This is a genomic window from Flavobacterium sp. GNP010 (assembly GCF_056428945.1).
The window spans coordinates 27,425-43,612 of the sequence record NZ_JBWJVK010000019.1 but is presented as its reverse complement, the minus strand read 5'-3'; the positions used below and the strand labels follow the sequence as shown (position 1 = coordinate 43,612).

Genomic DNA, 16,188 nt, shown 5'->3' with positions numbered 1-16,188 from the left:
ATAAAAGAATTAAATAAAAAAGATGTCTCAATAGATATAGTGTTATTCAATCAAAAGTAGGAAATAAAACTATAAAAAATAAAAAAAGCTATCCGAATAATTTGATAGCTTTTAATTAATTTAATTTTCTGTTTATTTAATCATTTTTCTTACTGTTAGCTTGAGGAACACCCCCTTCTCCGGTCACATCTAATTTCACATTTTCGATTTTGAAAATCTCAGTTTTGCTGTCTTTTTTTTGTATAGTAGTGATTTGTCCGTTTGAAGTAAAAGAAGTTAACACCAATGCAAATGAGAATAATCCGATTGTTACGATTGCTTTTTTCATAATTTAAACTTTTATGTTGTTATTTATTTGTTTGGTTTTAGAACCGTTTTAAAAACAGATTCTGAAATAAATTTACATAGAAAGCTTCGTGAATTCTTACAAAAAAGAGGGTTTATGGTAGAGTGTAGTTGTTTGAGTGTGAATGAGTATCAAATTAGAGTGAATGATTGTTTTTTAAATTTCAAGGTAATTCCCTTTGGAAAAATTAGAGATAATCAACTCAATATTGAATTTATAAGTTTTAGAAAAAGGTATTTTTACAGCACTATTTTTTATATAACACAGTGAATTCCCGCTATGAATCCTTGAGATATAATCCTTATTTACAATGTAACTGTTGTGGATTCTTATAAATGGAACGGATAACACTCCTTCAAAATGCTTCAATGTTTTGAAAGCCGTTATCATTTCACCGGTATTAAGGTGAATGTCAGTAGAATTATTGTCGGCATGTAAATAACAAATATCTTTTGCGGCAATATACCTGTAATCGCCATACGACTTGATGCACAAAATAAGAGATTGATCTTGATTTGGTACTTGTGGCTGGACAACAACTATCGGCTCGTTGTATGAAGACAAGGATTTTTTTGCTATTATTTCTTGTGAAACTATCGATTTATTCAGTTTCAATACCAACTGAATTACATCGATCCGAGTCAACGGTTTTAGCAAGTAATCAAAAACCTCATATTTAATTGCCTCAAAAGCCAAATCTTTTTTTGCCGTGGTAACAATAATTTTAGGAATTATTTTCAAATAGCGGTACAACTCATTAATTAAAGCTAGCGACAATTTACTGTCTAGATTTGTTGGTTCAATTTCTAGAAAAACTAGTTGTGGAAGGTGTTCTAATATGAGATGTAAACCGTCATGATAATTAGTAGCAGAGTCTACAAATTGAAGCTCTGAGAAACCAGCAGTTATAGCTTTAGTTTTCAAAACATTTTCTTGATTGTCGTCAATAATAATGTACGAATAATTCATCAATGTTTTTCCTGGAGTTGTTGGGCATTACATGGTTCGTTTAAAGCGAAAAAAAACTTTAAATAATAAAGTAATAATGGTAGTTTATGGGAAACTTGCTAAATAAAAATTGCTTAACTTCCTAAAAATAAGCATTAAATGTTTTTATTATTTGTGTTGTTAATATGTTTTTTACAAATGTTGACATGTTTAGATGAAGTACATATAAATCCGTTAAAGAGCGCAAACTTAAGCTTTAAAAAAAATACTCCGCAGGAATGATGCTAAAATTTTCAGTCTCATGTCTTTTAGATCAAAAAAACTTTCAATAGTAAAAGTGTATTATTCCAATCAATCCTAACAAAAAGATTTATAATACGAAACGAAACTGTATTTGAAAGAAATAATTAGCAGATAAAAAATTTATTTTTTTACAAAATTACCTTACTTTTAAGCAAAAAAAATTATGAAAAAACTATTTATTGTTTTGTGCTTTTCTTCTTTTTTATTTGGTTTTAGCCAAGAAAAAGAAACAATCGATTTTAAAAGAAATGAATTAAAAGGGAATGCTTTATTTTTAGTCCTAGGCGCTGTAGAATTTACGTATGAGCGCTTGTTAACTCAGGATAGCGGACTTGGAGTTTCTGTTTTCTATATAAGCGAAGATGAAGCAGATACTAACTTTAGCTTGACTCCCTATTATCGCGCTTATTTTGGAAAAAAACCAGCAGCTGGATTCTTTGTAGAAGGATTTAGTATGGTCAACTCTGGAGTATTAAATACAATGTATTATTATGACAATAATGGCAATGTGACAAATACAGATAAAGAGCGTTTTACTGATTTTGCGCTGGGTTTTGGCTTAGGTTCAAAGTGGATTCATAGAAGAGGATTTGTCTTTGAAATCAATGCTGGAATAGGTCGTAATTTATTTAGTGATAATAGTCCAGAAATAGTAGGACGAGGTGGCATAACATTAGGGTACCGATTTTAAACAATTATACAAACTATAAAAAAAGCTTCTCGACGGAGAAGCTTTTTTTTATACAATATAAAATCAGTTACATTTTCATCAACCAGTTTTTCATCGAAACTTCATTTTCAATGATCGCTTTTAAATCTGCAATAGCTACACGATCTTGTTTCATAGTATCTCTATGACGTATGGTTACTGTTTGATCTTCAATAGTTTGATGATCTACAGTAATGCAAAATGGAGTTCCCAAAGCGTCTTGTCTTCTATAACGTCTTCCTACGGCATCCTTTTCATCATAAGACACATTGAAATCCCAACGCAAATCATCAATGATTTTATGTGCAATTTCTGGCAATCCGTCTTTTTTAACTAATGGTAAAATAGCTGCTTTAGTTGGAGCCAGAACTGAAGGTAATTTCAGCACTGTTCTTGTAGAACCATCTTCTAATGTTTCTTCTTTTAAGGAAGTAGCAAAAACAGCCAAGAACATTCGGTCTAATCCTACTGAAGTTTCCACTACATAAGGAACATAATTCTGGTTCAATTCAGCATCAAAATACTGCAATTTTCTACCCGAAAATTGTTCGTGTGCTTTTAAATCAAAATCAGTTCTAGAGTGAATACCTTCTAGCTCTTTGAATCCAAAAGGGAAATTAAACTCAATATCAGCAGCTGCATTGGCATAATGCGCTAGTTTTTCATGATCGTGAAAACGATAATTTTCTCTTCCTAAACCAAGTGATAAATGCCATTTCAAACGAGCTTCTTTCCAAAATTCGTAGTGTTTCATTTCTTCGCCTGGACGCACAAAAAATTGCATTTCCATTTGTTCAAACTCCCGCATACGGAAAATAAATTGTCTCGCCACAATTTCATTTCTAAACGCTTTTCCGGTTTGTGCTATCCCAAAAGGAACTTTCATTCGTCCTGATTTTTGCACATTCAAGAAATTAACAAAAATACCTTGAGCCGTTTCTGGACGCAAATATAAATCCATTGCTGAATCAGCAGAAGCGCCCAATTTTGTTCCAAACATCAAGTTAAATTGACGCACTTCGGTCCAATTTCTAGAACCAGATTCTGGACAAGCAATTTCTAATTCTTCGATTAATGCTTTCACATCTTCTAAATCTTCGTTGCCTAAAGAACGCGCCATTCTTTCCAGAATTTCTCGCTCCTTAGCTTTGTATTCCATTACACGCGCATTTGTTGTAACAAATTCCTGTTCGTTGAAAGCATCACCAAAACGAGCACGTGCTTTTTCGATCTCTTTGATGGCTTTTTGATTGAGCTTTTCAGCATAGTCTTCAATCAAAACATCGGCTCTATATCTTCTTTTTGAATCTTTGTTGTCTATCAATGGATCGTTGAAGGCATCAACGTGTCCTGAAGCTTTCCAAGTTGTTGGGTGCATTAATATCGCAGCGTCAAGGCCTACAATATTATCGTTCATTTGAACCATCGCTTTCCACCAATATTCGCGTATGTTCTTTTTTAACTCTACTCCATTTTGTGCATAATCATAGACTGCACTTAAACCATCGTATATTTCGCTTGACGGAAAAATAAATCCATACTCTTTTGCGTGCGAAACTACATTCTTAAATAAATCTTCTTGTTTTGCCATAGTAATGCAAAAATATAAAAAGTGAACTTAAAAAAAAGGAAATTGTTCAAGATTGAACCACTGATTTGCTTATTTTTATAAATAAATCCTTGATTATATGTTTGAAAGCCTCATCAATTTATTTTTTCCAAAAGTATGTTCTGGATGCAACTCTTTTTTATTGACCAATGAAACCGTGATTTGTACCGTTTGCAGACATGATATTCCATTGACGAATCACCATTTAAATTCTGAAAACGAAGCGTACAAAAAGTTTTATGGTCGTATCCCTATAGTTCATGCTTCGGCATTATTTTATTTCCATAAAAAGGGAATTGTTCAGGAACTCATTCATAATTTAAAATACAAAGGTCACGAAGAAATTGGAGCTATTCTTGGCGAATGGTATGCCGAAGATTTAAAAACGATTGCCTTATTGCATACTGCAGACGAAATTATTCCTGTACCGTTACATCCTAGAAAATTAAAAGAAAGAGGATACAACCAAGTAACTACTTTTGGCAAATCGCTTTCTGAAAGTTTAAAAATTGACTACAACGACTTGTTATTAAAACGAAACGTCTACTCAAAAACGCAATCCAAAAAAAACCTATTGGGACGAACAGAGGGAATCGAAACTATTTTTAATGTTACTTTTACTGAGAAAGACCACAACAAACATTTCCTTTTAATAGATGATGTTATTACAACCGGTGCAACACTGGAGGCGTGTTCGCGTGCTTTACTACAAATCCCAGGTGCAAAAATTAGTGTTGTTTGTATGGCGATGGCGCATTCGTAAAATGCTGTTTTTCAATTTCAAACAAAGAGTAATTTATACTAAAAACAATTTATGATCTTAAAATTCCACCCGGTTTGAGCCCAATACTCTCGATACTTCGGGAGAAATTCCTTTTTAAAAGCTTTTTGGCTGGGTAAAAAAATAGCCTAAAGCAGGATAGAGCGCACTGAACTGACGAAGTAAATAGCCCCTGAAAACAAATGAAGTGCAATCAAAAGTAAAATCCTGTTGATTTATTTAATGAAATTATAACGAAATAGAATTTCCATTTCGGAGTTTAATGTTTAAATTTGAATAAATATTTATAAATCACTAAACAATCATATTATGGCTTTTGAATTACCACAATTACCTTATGCGTATGACGCATTAGAACCTCATATTGATGCTCGTACAATGGAAATCCATCATTCAAAACATCACAATGCGTATACGACAAATTTGAATGCTGCTATAGCAGGAACAGATATGGAGGGTAAAACTATTGAAAATATCTTGATTAACCTTGATATGAAAAACATGCCTGTTCGTAACAATGGCGGTGGTTTTTACAATCACAACTTATTCTGGACAGTTATGACTCCAGACGGTGGCGGACTACCAACTGGAGATTTATTGGCTGCAATTGAGGCTACTTTTGGAACTTTTGAAGAATTTAAAGCAAGTTTCAGTAAAGCTGGTGCGACTCAGTTTGGTTCGGGATGGGCTTGGCTTTGTGTACAAAAAGGCGGAAAAGTTGAAGTTTGTGGTACTCCAAACCAAGACAATCCTTTGATGCCTGGCGTAGGTTGTGGCGGAACACCTATTTTAGCAATGGACGTTTGGGAACACGCGTACTATTTAAATTATCAAAACAGAAGACCAGATTACATCGAAGCTTTTTTCAGTGTTATTAACTGGACAGAAGTGGCTAGAAGATTCGCTTTAGAAAAATAAGAGATCCTAACCCTCCGCAGGGGAATAAGCAAAACAGGCTATAAAAAGATTTATTCATCTTTTTATAGCCTGTTTTTTATTGCATAATAAAATGTACCATGTGTTACATTTTTGTTCTTCTTTTGGCACAGGAGGCTTTGACTTTATTCCAATAAAAAAGGTGGAATTTCTTCCACCCTTTTTGCCCCAAATCTACCATAAACTTAACCTACTAATATTATGGTTTGCTAAAAGTATAGTAGTTCTTTATTGTCACCAAAAAAATTAGACAAACAACTTAGAAAACCGATTAAAAACTAAATACGGAAACTTACTAGTATGCTCTAGCATCTTTGCCCTCGTAAAAATTCATGAAAGCTCTGTTAACGACTCTATTTCCTCCTGGTGTAGGATAATCTCCGGTGAAGTACCAATCCCCCAAGTGTTTAGGACAAGCAATATGCAAATCTTCTACAGTTTGAAAAATAATTTTCACCTCAGCTTTTATCTCTGGAGAGCTCAACATTTCAGCAATTTTATCTGAAACTTCTTGTGGTTCAAAAGGTTCGTAAATGGCGGTTACGTAATTCACTACTTCACTGTCCTTAAAGTTTTCTTGTGATTTACATTTAGCATACACCTCATCAACAATATGGTATAAATTGCGTTCCTTTAATAATTCTAAAGCGGCTCTGAAAGCTACTAATCCCTCTAGCTTAGCCATGTCAATTCCGTAACAATCTGGATATCGAATTTGCGGTGCCGATGAAACCACAACAATTCTTTTTGGATTCAAACGATCCATCATTTTGATAATACTCATTTTTAAGGTTGTCCCTCGAACGATACTATCATCTATAATTACCAAATTGTCTGTTGGTTTTATCACACCATACGTAACATCATAAACGTGCGCAACTAAATCATCCCTACTACTATCTTCGGTAATAAAAGTTCTCAGCTTAGCGTCTTTGATGGCTACTTTTTCGGTACGTATTTTCACCGAAAGTAACTCTTGCAACGATTCTTTAGTCAAGGAATTTCTATTTTGCAAAATGAAATTGTTCTTTCTTTGATTCAAGAAATCCTGCGCTGCTTCTACTAATCCGTAAAATGAAGTCTCCGCAGTATTAGGAATATAGGAGAAAACAGTATTGTCTGTGTCTTCATCTATTGATTTTAAAACGGCAGGCAAAATAAGTTTTCCTAGCGTTTTTCTTTCTTGGTATATCTCGGCATCGCTTCCTCTAGAGAAATATATGCGTTCGAAAGAACATGCTTTTTTAACTGTGGGAGGCAAAATTTCCTTCATAGAAATCGTTCCATTCTTTTTAATAATCAAAGCATTTCCAGGCTCGATCTCTTGTACTTTTTCGAAAGGAACATTGAACACGGTTTGTATCACTGGTCGCTCCGAAGCTACTACCACTATTTCATCATCTTGATAAAAATAAGCGGGACGTATTCCTGCTGGATCTCTAAATACAAAAGAATCCCCGTGACCTAAAAGTCCTGCCATGGCATAACCACCGTCTAAATTTTTTGAAGCTCGGGTCAAAATTTTAGCTACATCCAATCGCTCTGCAATAACCGGTGAAGCTTCTCTCTTAGTCAATCCTTCATTTTTACATTCTTGGTACAAATCGGTTACGGCATCATCAAGAAAGTGACCTATTTTTTCCATCACAGTAACGGTATCGGCCATTTCTTTTGGGTGCTGCCCAAGTTCAATCAAACTTTGAAAAAGCTCCTTAACATTTGTCATGTTAAAATTTCCAGCCAAAATCAAGTTTCGGTGCATCCAGTTATTTTGTCTTAAAAAAGGATGTACGCTTTCGATACTGTTTTTACCAAATGTCCCATAACGAACATGGCCTAAAAACAATTCTCCTAAATAAGGGATTTTTTGTTTTTGCAAAGCCACATCATCCGCATATTCTGGATGAGCAGCCATTTCTTCATTTATTCTGTCGTTTATTTGAGCAAAAACATCTTGAATAGGTTGTGCATGATTTGAACGTACACGACTAATGTAACGTTCCCCCGCCTCGACATCTAGTTTTATACTTGCAAAACCTGCACCATCTTGCCCGCGGTTGTGCTGCTTTTCCATGAGAAGATACATTTTTTGTATTCCGTAAAAAGCAGTACCGTATTTTTCTTTGTAGAATTCAAGCGGTTTAAGTAATCTAATTAAGGCTATACCACACTCGTGTTTTAAAGCATCGCTCATTGTAATGTTGTTTGTGTTGTTGTGTTATTCTAAAATAATGTGAACTGAAGAATTAATAATAAATCAGTTGAAATTCCCTGCTAATTTTTGTAAACAAAAAAACCCCGTTTCCGAGGTTTTATACTATTATAATTCTATGTCAAATTGTGTTAGCGATTTGAATTGTTTTAATCGAGACACTACTTCGGTTTTCTCTAAAGTAAGCATTCGTTCTGTTCCAAATTTCTCTACGCAAAAGGAAGCTAAGTTAGAACCTTGAATAATTGCGTTTTTCATATTCTCAAAAGAGATGTTTTCGCTTTGTGTTAAGTACCCCGCAAATCCTCCTGCAAATGTATCTCCAGCTCCTGTTGGGTCAAATACTTCTTCTAGTGGCAATGCTGGCGCAAAGAAAACATCCTTATTATGGAAAATAAGAGCTCCATGCTCCCCTTTTTTTATCACTACATACTTAGGACCCATAGTTTGAATTTTGGCAGCAGCCTTAACAAGAGAATATTCTCCAGAAAGTTGTCTGGCCTCCTCATCATTGATAGTGATTACATCAACGCGTTTTATCACATCCATCAATTCTGGCAAAGCACAATCCATCCAAAAATTCATTGTGTCAAGCACTACTAATTTGGGTTGTGTTTCCATTTGATCTAAAACACTGCTTTGTACCAATGGATGTAAGTTTCCTAGCATTACAATTTCAGCATTTTTGTAGTCTTGTGGTACTTTTGGTTGAAAATCAGCCAAAACATTTAATTGTGTATCTAGTGTATCTCTTGAGTTTAAGTCATTGTGGTAACGACCGCTCCAAAAGAAAGTTTTACCACCTTGTACTACTTCTAGTCCAGAGATATCAATATTTCTTGAAGTTAATAAATCTAAATATTCTTGAGGAAAATCATCTCCAACTACAGAAACAATAGCTGATTGCACATTAAAAAAAGAGGCAGATAAACCAATGTACGTTCCTGCTCCACCTAAAATTTTATCAGTTTTACCAAATGGAGTTTCAATTGCGTCGAAAGCTACTGTTCCAACAATCAATAATTTATTCATTATATACGTTTCAAATTAAGGGGCAAAGATAGTTTATAAGTTGTAAAGTTGCAAAGTGCAAGACATGTAAAGTTTTGCCAATTTATATAACATATTTACAACAATTTAGCTTCTTCTTTTTCATAAAAAGCATCGACAGAAAGTTGCTTTTGCGTCGAAGCCATCACGGCTAATTCATCACACCTTTCGTTTTGAACATGATTGTTATGCCCTTTAATCCATTTAAAATCGACTTTATGCTTTCTGTAAACAACCAGGAAACGTTTCCACAAATCGGAATTTTTCCTGTCAGCAAATCCTTTTTTTTCCCAGCCTAAAACCCATTTTTTTTCTACTGAATCAACCACATATTTTGAATCCGAAACGACTAATACTTTAGTATTGAAGTTTTTTAATTTTTCAAGACCCACTATTACAGCCAATAATTCCATTCTATTATTCGTAGTTCGCCTAAAACCCTCGTAAAACTCTTTTTTATACGGCTTTCCTACCCACTCCATCACAACTCCGTAACCGCCATTTCCAGGATTTCCTTTTGCGGCACCATCTGTATATATATGTACGTCGTGTTCCATTACTATTATATACTTTGATTTAAAATGCGCTCTATAATAAGTGGGAAAAACGCTTGCTCTAGTTCATGAATTCTTTCTGCAACTGTTGCAAACGTATCTACTGCTGTTAATGCAACACGTTGTTGAGCGATAATTGCGCCTTCATCGTAATTTTCATTCACATAGTGTACCGTAATTCCCGTTTCTACTTCCTTATTTTCAACAACTGCTTGATGTACATACATTCCATACATCCCTTTTCCACCGTATTTAGGCAGTAAAGCGGGATGTATATTTATGATTTTATCTGGGAAAGCTTTTATAATACTAGAAGGGAATTGGAGTAAAAAACCGGCTAAAACAATTAAATCCGGATTCAATACTTTAATTTTTTGTAGTATTTCGGTTTCAAATAATTGTGTTTTGGTGAAAATTTCAATAGGCACATCGTATTTTTGAACTCTATTAATGACTCCCGCATTAGGGTTGTTTGTAAAAACTGCAATAACACGTGCTGTATTCGTTTTTTTAAAATATTGGATAATATTTTCAGCATTAGTACCCGATCCGGAGGCAAAAATCACGATTTTTTTCATAACTACATTCAATTTGAAGCCACAAAAAAAAGCATAATAATTTAAAATAAATAGCATTGAGACACCTTTGTCAAAATATATTTCATAAATTAGATGTCACATTTATCAACTAAATCGTTGTTTTAAAATAAAGTTTTTTATTTTTGCCAACAAATTAAATTCTAAAATTAAAGATTATGTCAGACATTGCATCAAGAGTAAAAGCGATTATCGTAGACAAATTAGGTGTTGACGAAAACGAAGTTGTAACAGAAGCAAGCTTCACTAATGATTTAGGAGCTGACTCATTAGACACTGTTGAGCTTATTATGGAATTCGAAAAAGAATTTGACATTCAAATTCCAGACGATCAAGCAGAAAACATCGCTACTGTAGGTCAAGCAATCTCTTACATAGAGGAAGCTAAAAAATAATAAAGACACACCCGTTTGCAATCTTGTATACGGGTGTTATTATTTTTTTTAAAATTAAATTCGAGATTGATTTTCAATCAAAACTATATTTATTGTAATACCCATGGCTCTTTTGTAATAGCAATACAGTAAAGAAAGCATGGGTTTTATTTGTTTTAAGATAACAAAAATAAAGAATTTATGGTATTAAGACGAGTTGTTGTAACAGGTTTAGGCGCTCTTACACCCATTGGAAATAACATTGAAGAATATTGGAACTCCCTTATTAACGGCGTGAGTGGTGCAGCACCAATCACTTATTTTGATGCTTCAAAATTTAAAACTCAATTTGCATGCGAACTTAAAAACTTTAATGCTGAGGATTTTTTAGATCGAAAAGAAGCTAGAAAAATGGATCGCTATGCACAGTATGCCATGGTATCGTCTGAAGAGGCAGTAAATGATGCTGGATTTAATCTAGATACTTTAGATAAAGACCGAGCAGGAGTTATTTGGGGTTCAGGAATAGGCGGTTTAGAAACTTTTCAAATCGAAATGTTGAATTTTTCAGCAGGCGATGGAACTCCAAAATTTAATCCTTTCTTTATTCCAAAAATGATATCTGATATTGCTTGTGGACATATTTCTATAAAATATGGATTTAGAGGCCCAAATTTCGCAACAGTTTCTGCTTGTGCATCCTCTACAAACGCTATTATCGACGCTTTTAATTACATTAGATTAGGTCACGCTGATGTTATGGTCACTGGTGGATCTGAAGCAGCAGTAACTATTGCAGGTATGGGAGGATTTAATGCAATGCATGCGCTATCAACAAGAAATGATGATCCAAAGACAGCTTCTAGACCCATGGACAAAGACCGTGATGGTTTTGTTTTAGGAGAAGGAGCGGGAGCTTTGATTCTAGAGGAATATGAGCATGCTATTGCACGTGGTGCTAAAATATACTGTGAAATTGGAGGTGGCGGAATGTCAGCAGATGCACACCACATAACCGCTCCACATCCTGAAGGATTGGGTGCTAAAAATGTAATGCTAAATTGCCTAAGAGACGCTGGTTTACAACCAACTGACGTTGACGGATTGAACATGCACGGAACATCAACACCACTAGGTGATATGGCAGAGTCAAAAGCGATTCTTCATGTTTTTGGTGAACATGCGTATACCATGAATCTCAATTCAACAAAATCGATGACTGGTCACTTACTTGGTGCTGCAGGAGCTGTAGAAACTATTTCTTCCATTCTTTCGATGAAATACGGAATTGTTCCCCCAACCATCAATCATGTAACAAATGATGAAAACATTGATTCTAAATTGAATTTTACGTTCAACAAAGCTCAAAAAAGAGAGATGAATGTTGTTATGAGTAATACGTTTGGTTTTGGGGGCCATAATGCCTGTGTTTTAGTAAAAAAATTAGAAATCTAATAATTATATATGCGTATAATTAGAAAAATATTTTCAAAATCCCGTTCTCTTGAAGACGGGATTTTTTTTGATTCTATTCAGAAAATCTTAGGTTTTGCTCCTTTAAATTTAGAGTATTACCAGAAAGCATTCACACACCGCTCTTCTAACCGGTTGGATGTTTTAGGGAATCCAATTAATTATGAACGATTAGAGTTTCTAGGTGATGCCATGTTAAGTTCCGTTATAGCAGCACATTTATTTAGCAAAGCACCCGCTGGCGATGAAGGATACCTTACCAAAATGCGTTCAAAGATTGTAAGTAGAGAACATTTAAACGAATTAGGAAAAGACTTAAATTTAGTTCAATACATAGAAAGCAAAGTACCCTTAAACCATTTTGGAGAAAACATACACGGCAATATATTTGAATCGCTCGTGGGAGCCATTTATCTGGATCGTGGTTATGTATATTGTGAAAAATTTATTCAAAAAAGAGTGGTAGCTCCTTATGTAGATATCGCTAGATTGGAAGGAAAAGTAATTAGCTATAAAAGTTTGGTCATCGAATGGTGCCAAAAAGAAAAGAAAATATTTCATTACGATATATTTGAAGACAATGCAATTGACGGACAACGACTTTTTGGTGTCAAACTGAGTATTGACGAGAAAGTGATTGCAAAAGCCAGAGCAACTTCAAAAAAGAAAGCAGAAGAAAAAGCATCCCAACGTGCTTATTTTGCATTTCAAGAAAAAATGGACAGGAAATAATATCAATTTCCACAAAACTATAACGTTTTCGTTCATAAAATAACGAAAACATCTTATTTTGAGAGGTCTACACTTCATTAGAAATACTATATTTACATCTTATTTTTTCTCGAAATGACAATTCATAGACTAAATCTTGGCGAATTTGATGCAATAGATTACCATCTAATTGCAATTCATACTTCACTTGAAAATTATAGGTTAGCTTATTTTATAAATCAAAAGCTATCTATAAATTTGAGTAAAAGCAAGAATGAAATTCAAATTAATATCAAAGAAGGAGAAACAAATTTTTCGAGATTTTGTTATTCAAATTCCGATAAAGAAATTTCTTGGGATTTGATTCAAAATAAAAACGAAGTAATTCAATACAAAAAAGGGGTTACTCCAAATTTATTTTCAAATCTAACTATGGAAGTGGCAACAAAAGTGTATTTACTTCCCGAATTTAAAAAAGTAGACTATTTTCTAAAAATAGAAAATAATGACGATGCTGTGAGTGTGTCGAATATACAAATCCTATTAAATACCATTGATAATGTATCGACCGTATACAGTGTGGATATAAATCAAATAAAATCAAAAAACAATTTAATTTTTTAATACAAATGCTTACAAACAAAAAAACAAAAATTGTAGCTACCCTTGGGCCTGCATGTAGTACAAGAGAAATAATAAAAGACATGATTGATGCCGGTGTAAATGTCTTTAGAGTAAATTTTTCGCATGCAGATTACAATGATGTAAAAGAAAAAATTAATATCATACGAGGTCTAAATGAAGAATTTGGCTATACTACAGCTATCCTTGGTGATTTACAAGGTCCTAAGTTACGGGTTGGAGTGATGGAAGAAGGCGTAGTGGTGCATGACGGTGATTTAATTACATTTACTACTGCCGAAGACATTCTAGGAACAGCTCAGAAAGTATTTATGAAGTACCAAAACTTTCCAAATGATGTAAATCCTGGAGAGCGTATTTTGCTTGATGACGGAAAACTTATTTTTGAAATTGTTGAAACTGATAAAAAATCAGAGGTTATTGCAAGAGTCATTCAAGGTGGTGAATTGAAATCAAAAAAAGGGGTTAATCTACCTAATACTAAAATTTCTCTTCCAGCTATGACCGAAAAAGATATAGCTGACGCAATTTTTGCAATTGGACAAAACGTAGATTGGATTGCATTATCTTTTGTAAAAACGCCAAGAGATTTACAAGACTTACAAGAATTAATTGCTGAACACTCTGACTATAAAATTCCAATTATAGCCAAAATCGAAATGCCGGAAGCATTAGAAAATATTGATAAAATTGTTGCCTATTGCGATGCCTTGATGGTAGCCCGAGGCGACTTAGGAGTAGAACTTCCTGCTCATGAAGTACCATTAGTTCAAAAAGAATTGATCCGCAGAGCAAAAACAGCTCGTATTCCAGTTATTGTTGCTACACAAATGATGGAAACAATGATCACTTCCCTAACACCAACTCGTGCAGAAGTAAATGATGTAGCCAACTCTGTTATGGATGGAGCAGATGCTGTAATGCTATCTGGTGAGACAGCTACAGGCAACTATCCGATTCAGGTAATCCAAAAAATGACTCAAATTATTGAGGCAGTTGAAGATTCTCCACTAATTCAAGTGCCACAAAACACACCACAAATCAAAACAAAACGTTTTATCACCAAAACAATTTGCCACCACGCTGCAACTATGGCAAATGTCATCAAAGCTAAAGCAATTTGTACCTTGACGAATAGTGGGTATACTGCTTTCCAAATTTCGGCTTGGAGACCCAATGCACATATTCTAGTTTTTACCTCCAATAAAAGAATATTGACACAACTTAACTTGCTTTGGGGAGTAAAATCATTCATGTATACCAAAGATGTGAGCACAGATGATACGGTAACAGATATCAATGAAATCGTGAAACACAAAGGTTTTGTACAAAAAGGTGATTTTCTTATCAACTTAGCAGCAATGCCAATTAAAGATAAAGGAATGGTAAACACCTTGAGAGTATCCGAAATAGAATAACCTTACGCTCTTTAAATATCAAATCCGTTTTATCTCGTTTGTAAACGAAATAGGACGGATTTTTTTTGTTTACACTCCAAAGAAATAGAATTTATACCCTTTAAAATTTAAGACTATTTAGGAAATCCTTTCAAAAATAAAAATTATATTTGATGAACACTTAACTGAATCTATTATGAATTTGAATTCTAAAAATCCATTTTTAAACAATAAGACTTTTTCTACTGCCGTTTCTAAAAAAGAGGAAGTACATCAGGCTACCGTTATTGATTATAACGACGAAATGACGTTATCAGGAACTATAAATAAAAGTTTAATTTTATTTTTGCTTTTGTGCGCATCTGCAACTGTGATCTGGTGGTTGACTTTTAATGGCATGAATCCTTTGGTTCCCGCAATTGGAGGCGCAATTGTTGGATTAGTTTTAGTGCTAATTTCAGCTTTCAAACCACAATACTCTCCGTATTTGGCGCCGGGTTACGCTTTATTTGAAGGTTTATTTATAGGTGGTATTTCGGCAATTTTTGAAGCCATGTATCCTGGAATTGTAATTCAAGCCGTAGGAGCAACTTTTGTCACTTTTATGGTTTGCTTAGGATTATACAAGTATAAAGTAGTAAAAGTAACCGAACAATTCAAATCAGTTGTTGTGGCAGCTACACTAGCTATTGCTACCTACTACATTATTTCTTGGTTATTTTCGATGTTTACAAGTTTTGTCCCTGTACATTATGGTAACTCTATGATGAGTATTGGAATAAGCATTTTTGTAATAGTAATTGCTGCTTTAAATCTGTTTTTGGATTTTGACCGTATCGAAAAAGGCGCTGAACAAAAAATGCCTAAATATATGGAATGGTATGGCGCCATGGGATTAATGATTACGCTAGTTTGGCTCTACATCGAATTTTTAAGATTACTCTCAAAACTGAACAGTAAAAATTAATAACAACCGCGGTTGTCATAAAAACAGAAAACCTTTCCAATTGGAAAGGTTTTCTGTTTTAAGCAGCTTTTTCAAAGGCTATATAATGTATTAATTCCCCTTTGTTGTTAAATACAGGATATCCTTTAATTACACAGGCATAAACATCCCCATTTTTTTTATAATTCATAACTGTTTTTTCGAATGGTTTTTGTTCTAAAATAGCTGTACGAATTTCACTAGAGGTAGTACCATTTGTAGCCGCACCTTGAAACATTTTTGGGCTTTTCCCCAGAACTTCTTCTTCGCGATAACCGTTCATATTTACAATGTTATGTGATGCAAAAACAATTCTTAACTTTACATCCGTCACAATGATCACTTCGTCTTGTGGGCTATTGTTTAAATCCCAATCACTCTGAACCCATTTATTCTTAGTAGCAATTCCATTCAGTTTGTTTAAATCTAAAAAAAAGTTCTTGATAGAACACAGGAAATCATTATGGAAATCCCAAGAGTAAACTGGAGCAGTATTTATACTTAATTTATTGTGATACAAAGCAATAGCTTCTTCATATTGTCTAAAATCATTCATGATAAA

At 33.9% G+C, this 16,188-nt stretch carries 17 protein-coding genes; 9 read left to right on the top strand and 8 right to left on the bottom strand.

The features are described 5' to 3' along the window. Positions 1-136 precede the first annotated feature (136 nt). Both AC061C_RS09730 and AC061C_RS09725 read right to left on the bottom strand, forming a co-directional pair. Complete coding sequence (locus AC061C_RS09730; protein WP_478291011.1) at positions 137-328, bottom strand: hypothetical protein; 192 nt, start codon at positions 326-328, stop codon at positions 137-139. A gap of 174 nt (positions 329-502) precedes the next feature. Further along, complete coding sequence (locus tag AC061C_RS09725) at positions 503-1,315, bottom strand: LytR/AlgR family response regulator transcription factor (protein ID WP_478291010.1); 813 nt, start codon at positions 1,313-1,315, stop codon at positions 503-505. A gap of 445 nt (positions 1,316-1,760) precedes the next feature. Here AC061C_RS09725 and AC061C_RS09720 point away from each other — a divergent pair, with 445 nt between their 5' ends. Further along, a complete protein-coding gene (locus AC061C_RS09720) occupies positions 1,761-2,288 on the top strand; it encodes a DUF3575 domain-containing protein (protein WP_478291009.1) in 528 nt (175 codons plus the stop codon). Between the two features lie 67 nt (positions 2,289-2,355). On the opposite strand, the gene AC061C_RS09715 is transcribed toward AC061C_RS09720, so the two are convergent. Next, positions 2,356-3,897 carry a glycine--tRNA ligase gene (locus AC061C_RS09715; RefSeq protein WP_417975784.1) on the bottom strand — a complete coding sequence of 514 codons (1,542 nt, stop codon included), beginning with the start codon at positions 3,895-3,897 and terminating at the stop codon, positions 2,356-2,358. 97 nt (positions 3,898-3,994) lie between these two features. Between AC061C_RS09715 and AC061C_RS09710 the strand changes: the two genes are divergently transcribed. Both AC061C_RS09710 and AC061C_RS09705 read left to right on the top strand, forming a co-directional pair. After that, positions 3,995-4,678 (top strand): ComF family protein, encoded by a 684-nt coding sequence (locus tag AC061C_RS09710; protein WP_478291008.1) that lies wholly within the window; start codon positions 3,995-3,997, stop codon positions 4,676-4,678. A 327-nt stretch (positions 4,679-5,005) separates the two neighbouring features. Continuing rightward, positions 5,006-5,614: a superoxide dismutase gene (locus AC061C_RS09705; protein WP_417967478.1), complete on the top strand. Its 609-nt coding sequence runs from the start codon at positions 5,006-5,008 to the stop codon at positions 5,612-5,614. 313 nt (positions 5,615-5,927) lie between these two features. Here the strand turns inward: AC061C_RS09705 and AC061C_RS09700 are convergent, their stop codons facing one another. From AC061C_RS09700 to purN, 4 genes are all read right to left on the bottom strand, one after another. Then, positions 5,928-7,826 carry an amidophosphoribosyltransferase gene (locus AC061C_RS09700; RefSeq protein ID WP_417967479.1) on the bottom strand — a complete coding sequence of 633 codons (1,899 nt, stop codon included), beginning with the start codon at positions 7,824-7,826 and terminating at the stop codon, positions 5,928-5,930. A gap of 126 nt (positions 7,827-7,952) precedes the next feature. Beyond that, entirely contained in the window at positions 7,953-8,876 is a 924-nt protein-coding gene (locus AC061C_RS09695) for a PfkB family carbohydrate kinase (protein ID WP_417975790.1), read from the bottom strand. 95 nt (positions 8,877-8,971) lie between these two features. Beyond that, a complete protein-coding gene (rnhA, locus tag AC061C_RS09690) occupies positions 8,972-9,451 on the bottom strand; it encodes a ribonuclease HI (protein WP_478291007.1) in 480 nt (159 codons plus the stop codon). A 5-nt stretch (positions 9,452-9,456) separates the two neighbouring features. Then, positions 9,457-10,026: a phosphoribosylglycinamide formyltransferase gene (purN, locus tag AC061C_RS09685; protein ID WP_478291006.1), complete on the bottom strand. Its 570-nt coding sequence runs from the start codon at positions 10,024-10,026 to the stop codon at positions 9,457-9,459. A gap of 176 nt (positions 10,027-10,202) precedes the next feature. Between purN and AC061C_RS09680 the strand changes: the two genes are divergently transcribed. The 6 genes from AC061C_RS09680 (at position 10,203) to AC061C_RS09655 (ending at position 15,608) form a co-directional block, all read left to right on the top strand. After that, positions 10,203-10,439, top strand: a complete 237-nt coding sequence (locus AC061C_RS09680; protein WP_007137004.1) for an acyl carrier protein — start codon at positions 10,203-10,205, stop codon at positions 10,437-10,439. Positions 10,440-10,619: 180 nt separating this feature from the next. Continuing rightward, positions 10,620-11,873, top strand: a complete 1,254-nt coding sequence (gene fabF / locus AC061C_RS09675) for a beta-ketoacyl-ACP synthase II (protein WP_417967485.1) — start codon at positions 10,620-10,622, stop codon at positions 11,871-11,873. 9 nt (positions 11,874-11,882) lie between these two features. Then, positions 11,883-12,623: a ribonuclease III family protein gene (locus tag AC061C_RS09670; protein ID WP_309759645.1), complete on the top strand. Its 741-nt coding sequence runs from the start codon at positions 11,883-11,885 to the stop codon at positions 12,621-12,623. A 114-nt stretch (positions 12,624-12,737) separates the two neighbouring features. Continuing rightward, on the top strand, positions 12,738-13,226 hold the full coding sequence (locus AC061C_RS09665; protein WP_478291005.1) for an IPExxxVDY family protein: 489 nt from the start codon (positions 12,738-12,740) through the stop codon (positions 13,224-13,226). A gap of 5 nt (positions 13,227-13,231) precedes the next feature. Beyond that, positions 13,232-14,662 (top strand): pyruvate kinase, encoded by a 1,431-nt coding sequence (pyk, locus tag AC061C_RS09660; RefSeq protein ID WP_417945363.1) that lies wholly within the window; start codon positions 13,232-13,234, stop codon positions 14,660-14,662. 175 nt (positions 14,663-14,837) lie between these two features. Continuing rightward, positions 14,838-15,608, top strand: coding sequence for a Bax inhibitor-1/YccA family protein (locus tag AC061C_RS09655; RefSeq protein ID WP_478291004.1), 771 nt, complete (start codon positions 14,838-14,840; stop codon positions 15,606-15,608). A gap of 58 nt (positions 15,609-15,666) precedes the next feature. On the opposite strand, the gene AC061C_RS09650 is transcribed toward AC061C_RS09655, so the two are convergent. Continuing rightward, the gene (locus AC061C_RS09650) at positions 15,667-16,182 is read right to left on the bottom strand and encodes a PAS domain-containing protein (RefSeq protein ID WP_478291003.1); all 516 of its coding nucleotides are present in this window, start codon (positions 16,180-16,182) and stop codon (positions 15,667-15,669) included. Between the last annotated feature and the right edge of the window lie 6 nt (positions 16,183-16,188).

Coding starts and splice junctions, on each gene's coding strand:
- AC061C_RS09730 (WP_478291011.1), bottom strand. CDS start 328: ATGAAAAAAGCAATCGTAACAATCGGATTATTCTCATTTGCATTGGTG.
- AC061C_RS09725 (WP_478291010.1), bottom strand. CDS start 1,315: ATGAATTATTCGTACATTATTATTGACGACAATCAAGAAAATGTTTTG.
- AC061C_RS09720 (WP_478291009.1), top strand. CDS start 1,761: ATGAAAAAACTATTTATTGTTTTGTGCTTTTCTTCTTTTTTATTTGGT.
- AC061C_RS09715 (WP_417975784.1), bottom strand. CDS start 3,897: ATGGCAAAACAAGAAGATTTATTTAAGAATGTAGTTTCGCACGCAAAA.
- AC061C_RS09710 (WP_478291008.1), top strand. CDS start 3,995: ATGTTTGAAAGCCTCATCAATTTATTTTTTCCAAAAGTATGTTCTGGA.
- AC061C_RS09705 (WP_417967478.1), top strand. CDS start 5,006: ATGGCTTTTGAATTACCACAATTACCTTATGCGTATGACGCATTAGAA.
- AC061C_RS09700 (WP_417967479.1), bottom strand. CDS start 7,826: ATGAGCGATGCTTTAAAACACGAGTGTGGTATAGCCTTAATTAGATTA.
- AC061C_RS09695 (WP_417975790.1), bottom strand. CDS start 8,876: ATGAATAAATTATTGATTGTTGGAACAGTAGCTTTCGACGCAATTGAA.
- rnhA (WP_478291007.1), bottom strand. CDS start 9,451: ATGGAACACGACGTACATATATATACAGATGGTGCCGCAAAAGGAAAT.
- purN (WP_478291006.1), bottom strand. CDS start 10,026: ATGAAAAAAATCGTGATTTTTGCCTCCGGATCGGGTACTAATGCTGAA.
- AC061C_RS09680 (WP_007137004.1), top strand. CDS start 10,203: ATGTCAGACATTGCATCAAGAGTAAAAGCGATTATCGTAGACAAATTA.
- fabF (WP_417967485.1), top strand. CDS start 10,620: ATGGTATTAAGACGAGTTGTTGTAACAGGTTTAGGCGCTCTTACACCC.
- AC061C_RS09670 (WP_309759645.1), top strand. CDS start 11,883: ATGCGTATAATTAGAAAAATATTTTCAAAATCCCGTTCTCTTGAAGAC.
- AC061C_RS09665 (WP_478291005.1), top strand. CDS start 12,738: ATGACAATTCATAGACTAAATCTTGGCGAATTTGATGCAATAGATTAC.
- pyk (WP_417945363.1), top strand. CDS start 13,232: ATGCTTACAAACAAAAAAACAAAAATTGTAGCTACCCTTGGGCCTGCA.
- AC061C_RS09655 (WP_478291004.1), top strand. CDS start 14,838: ATGAATTTGAATTCTAAAAATCCATTTTTAAACAATAAGACTTTTTCT.
- AC061C_RS09650 (WP_478291003.1), bottom strand. CDS start 16,182: ATGAATGATTTTAGACAATATGAAGAAGCTATTGCTTTGTATCACAAT.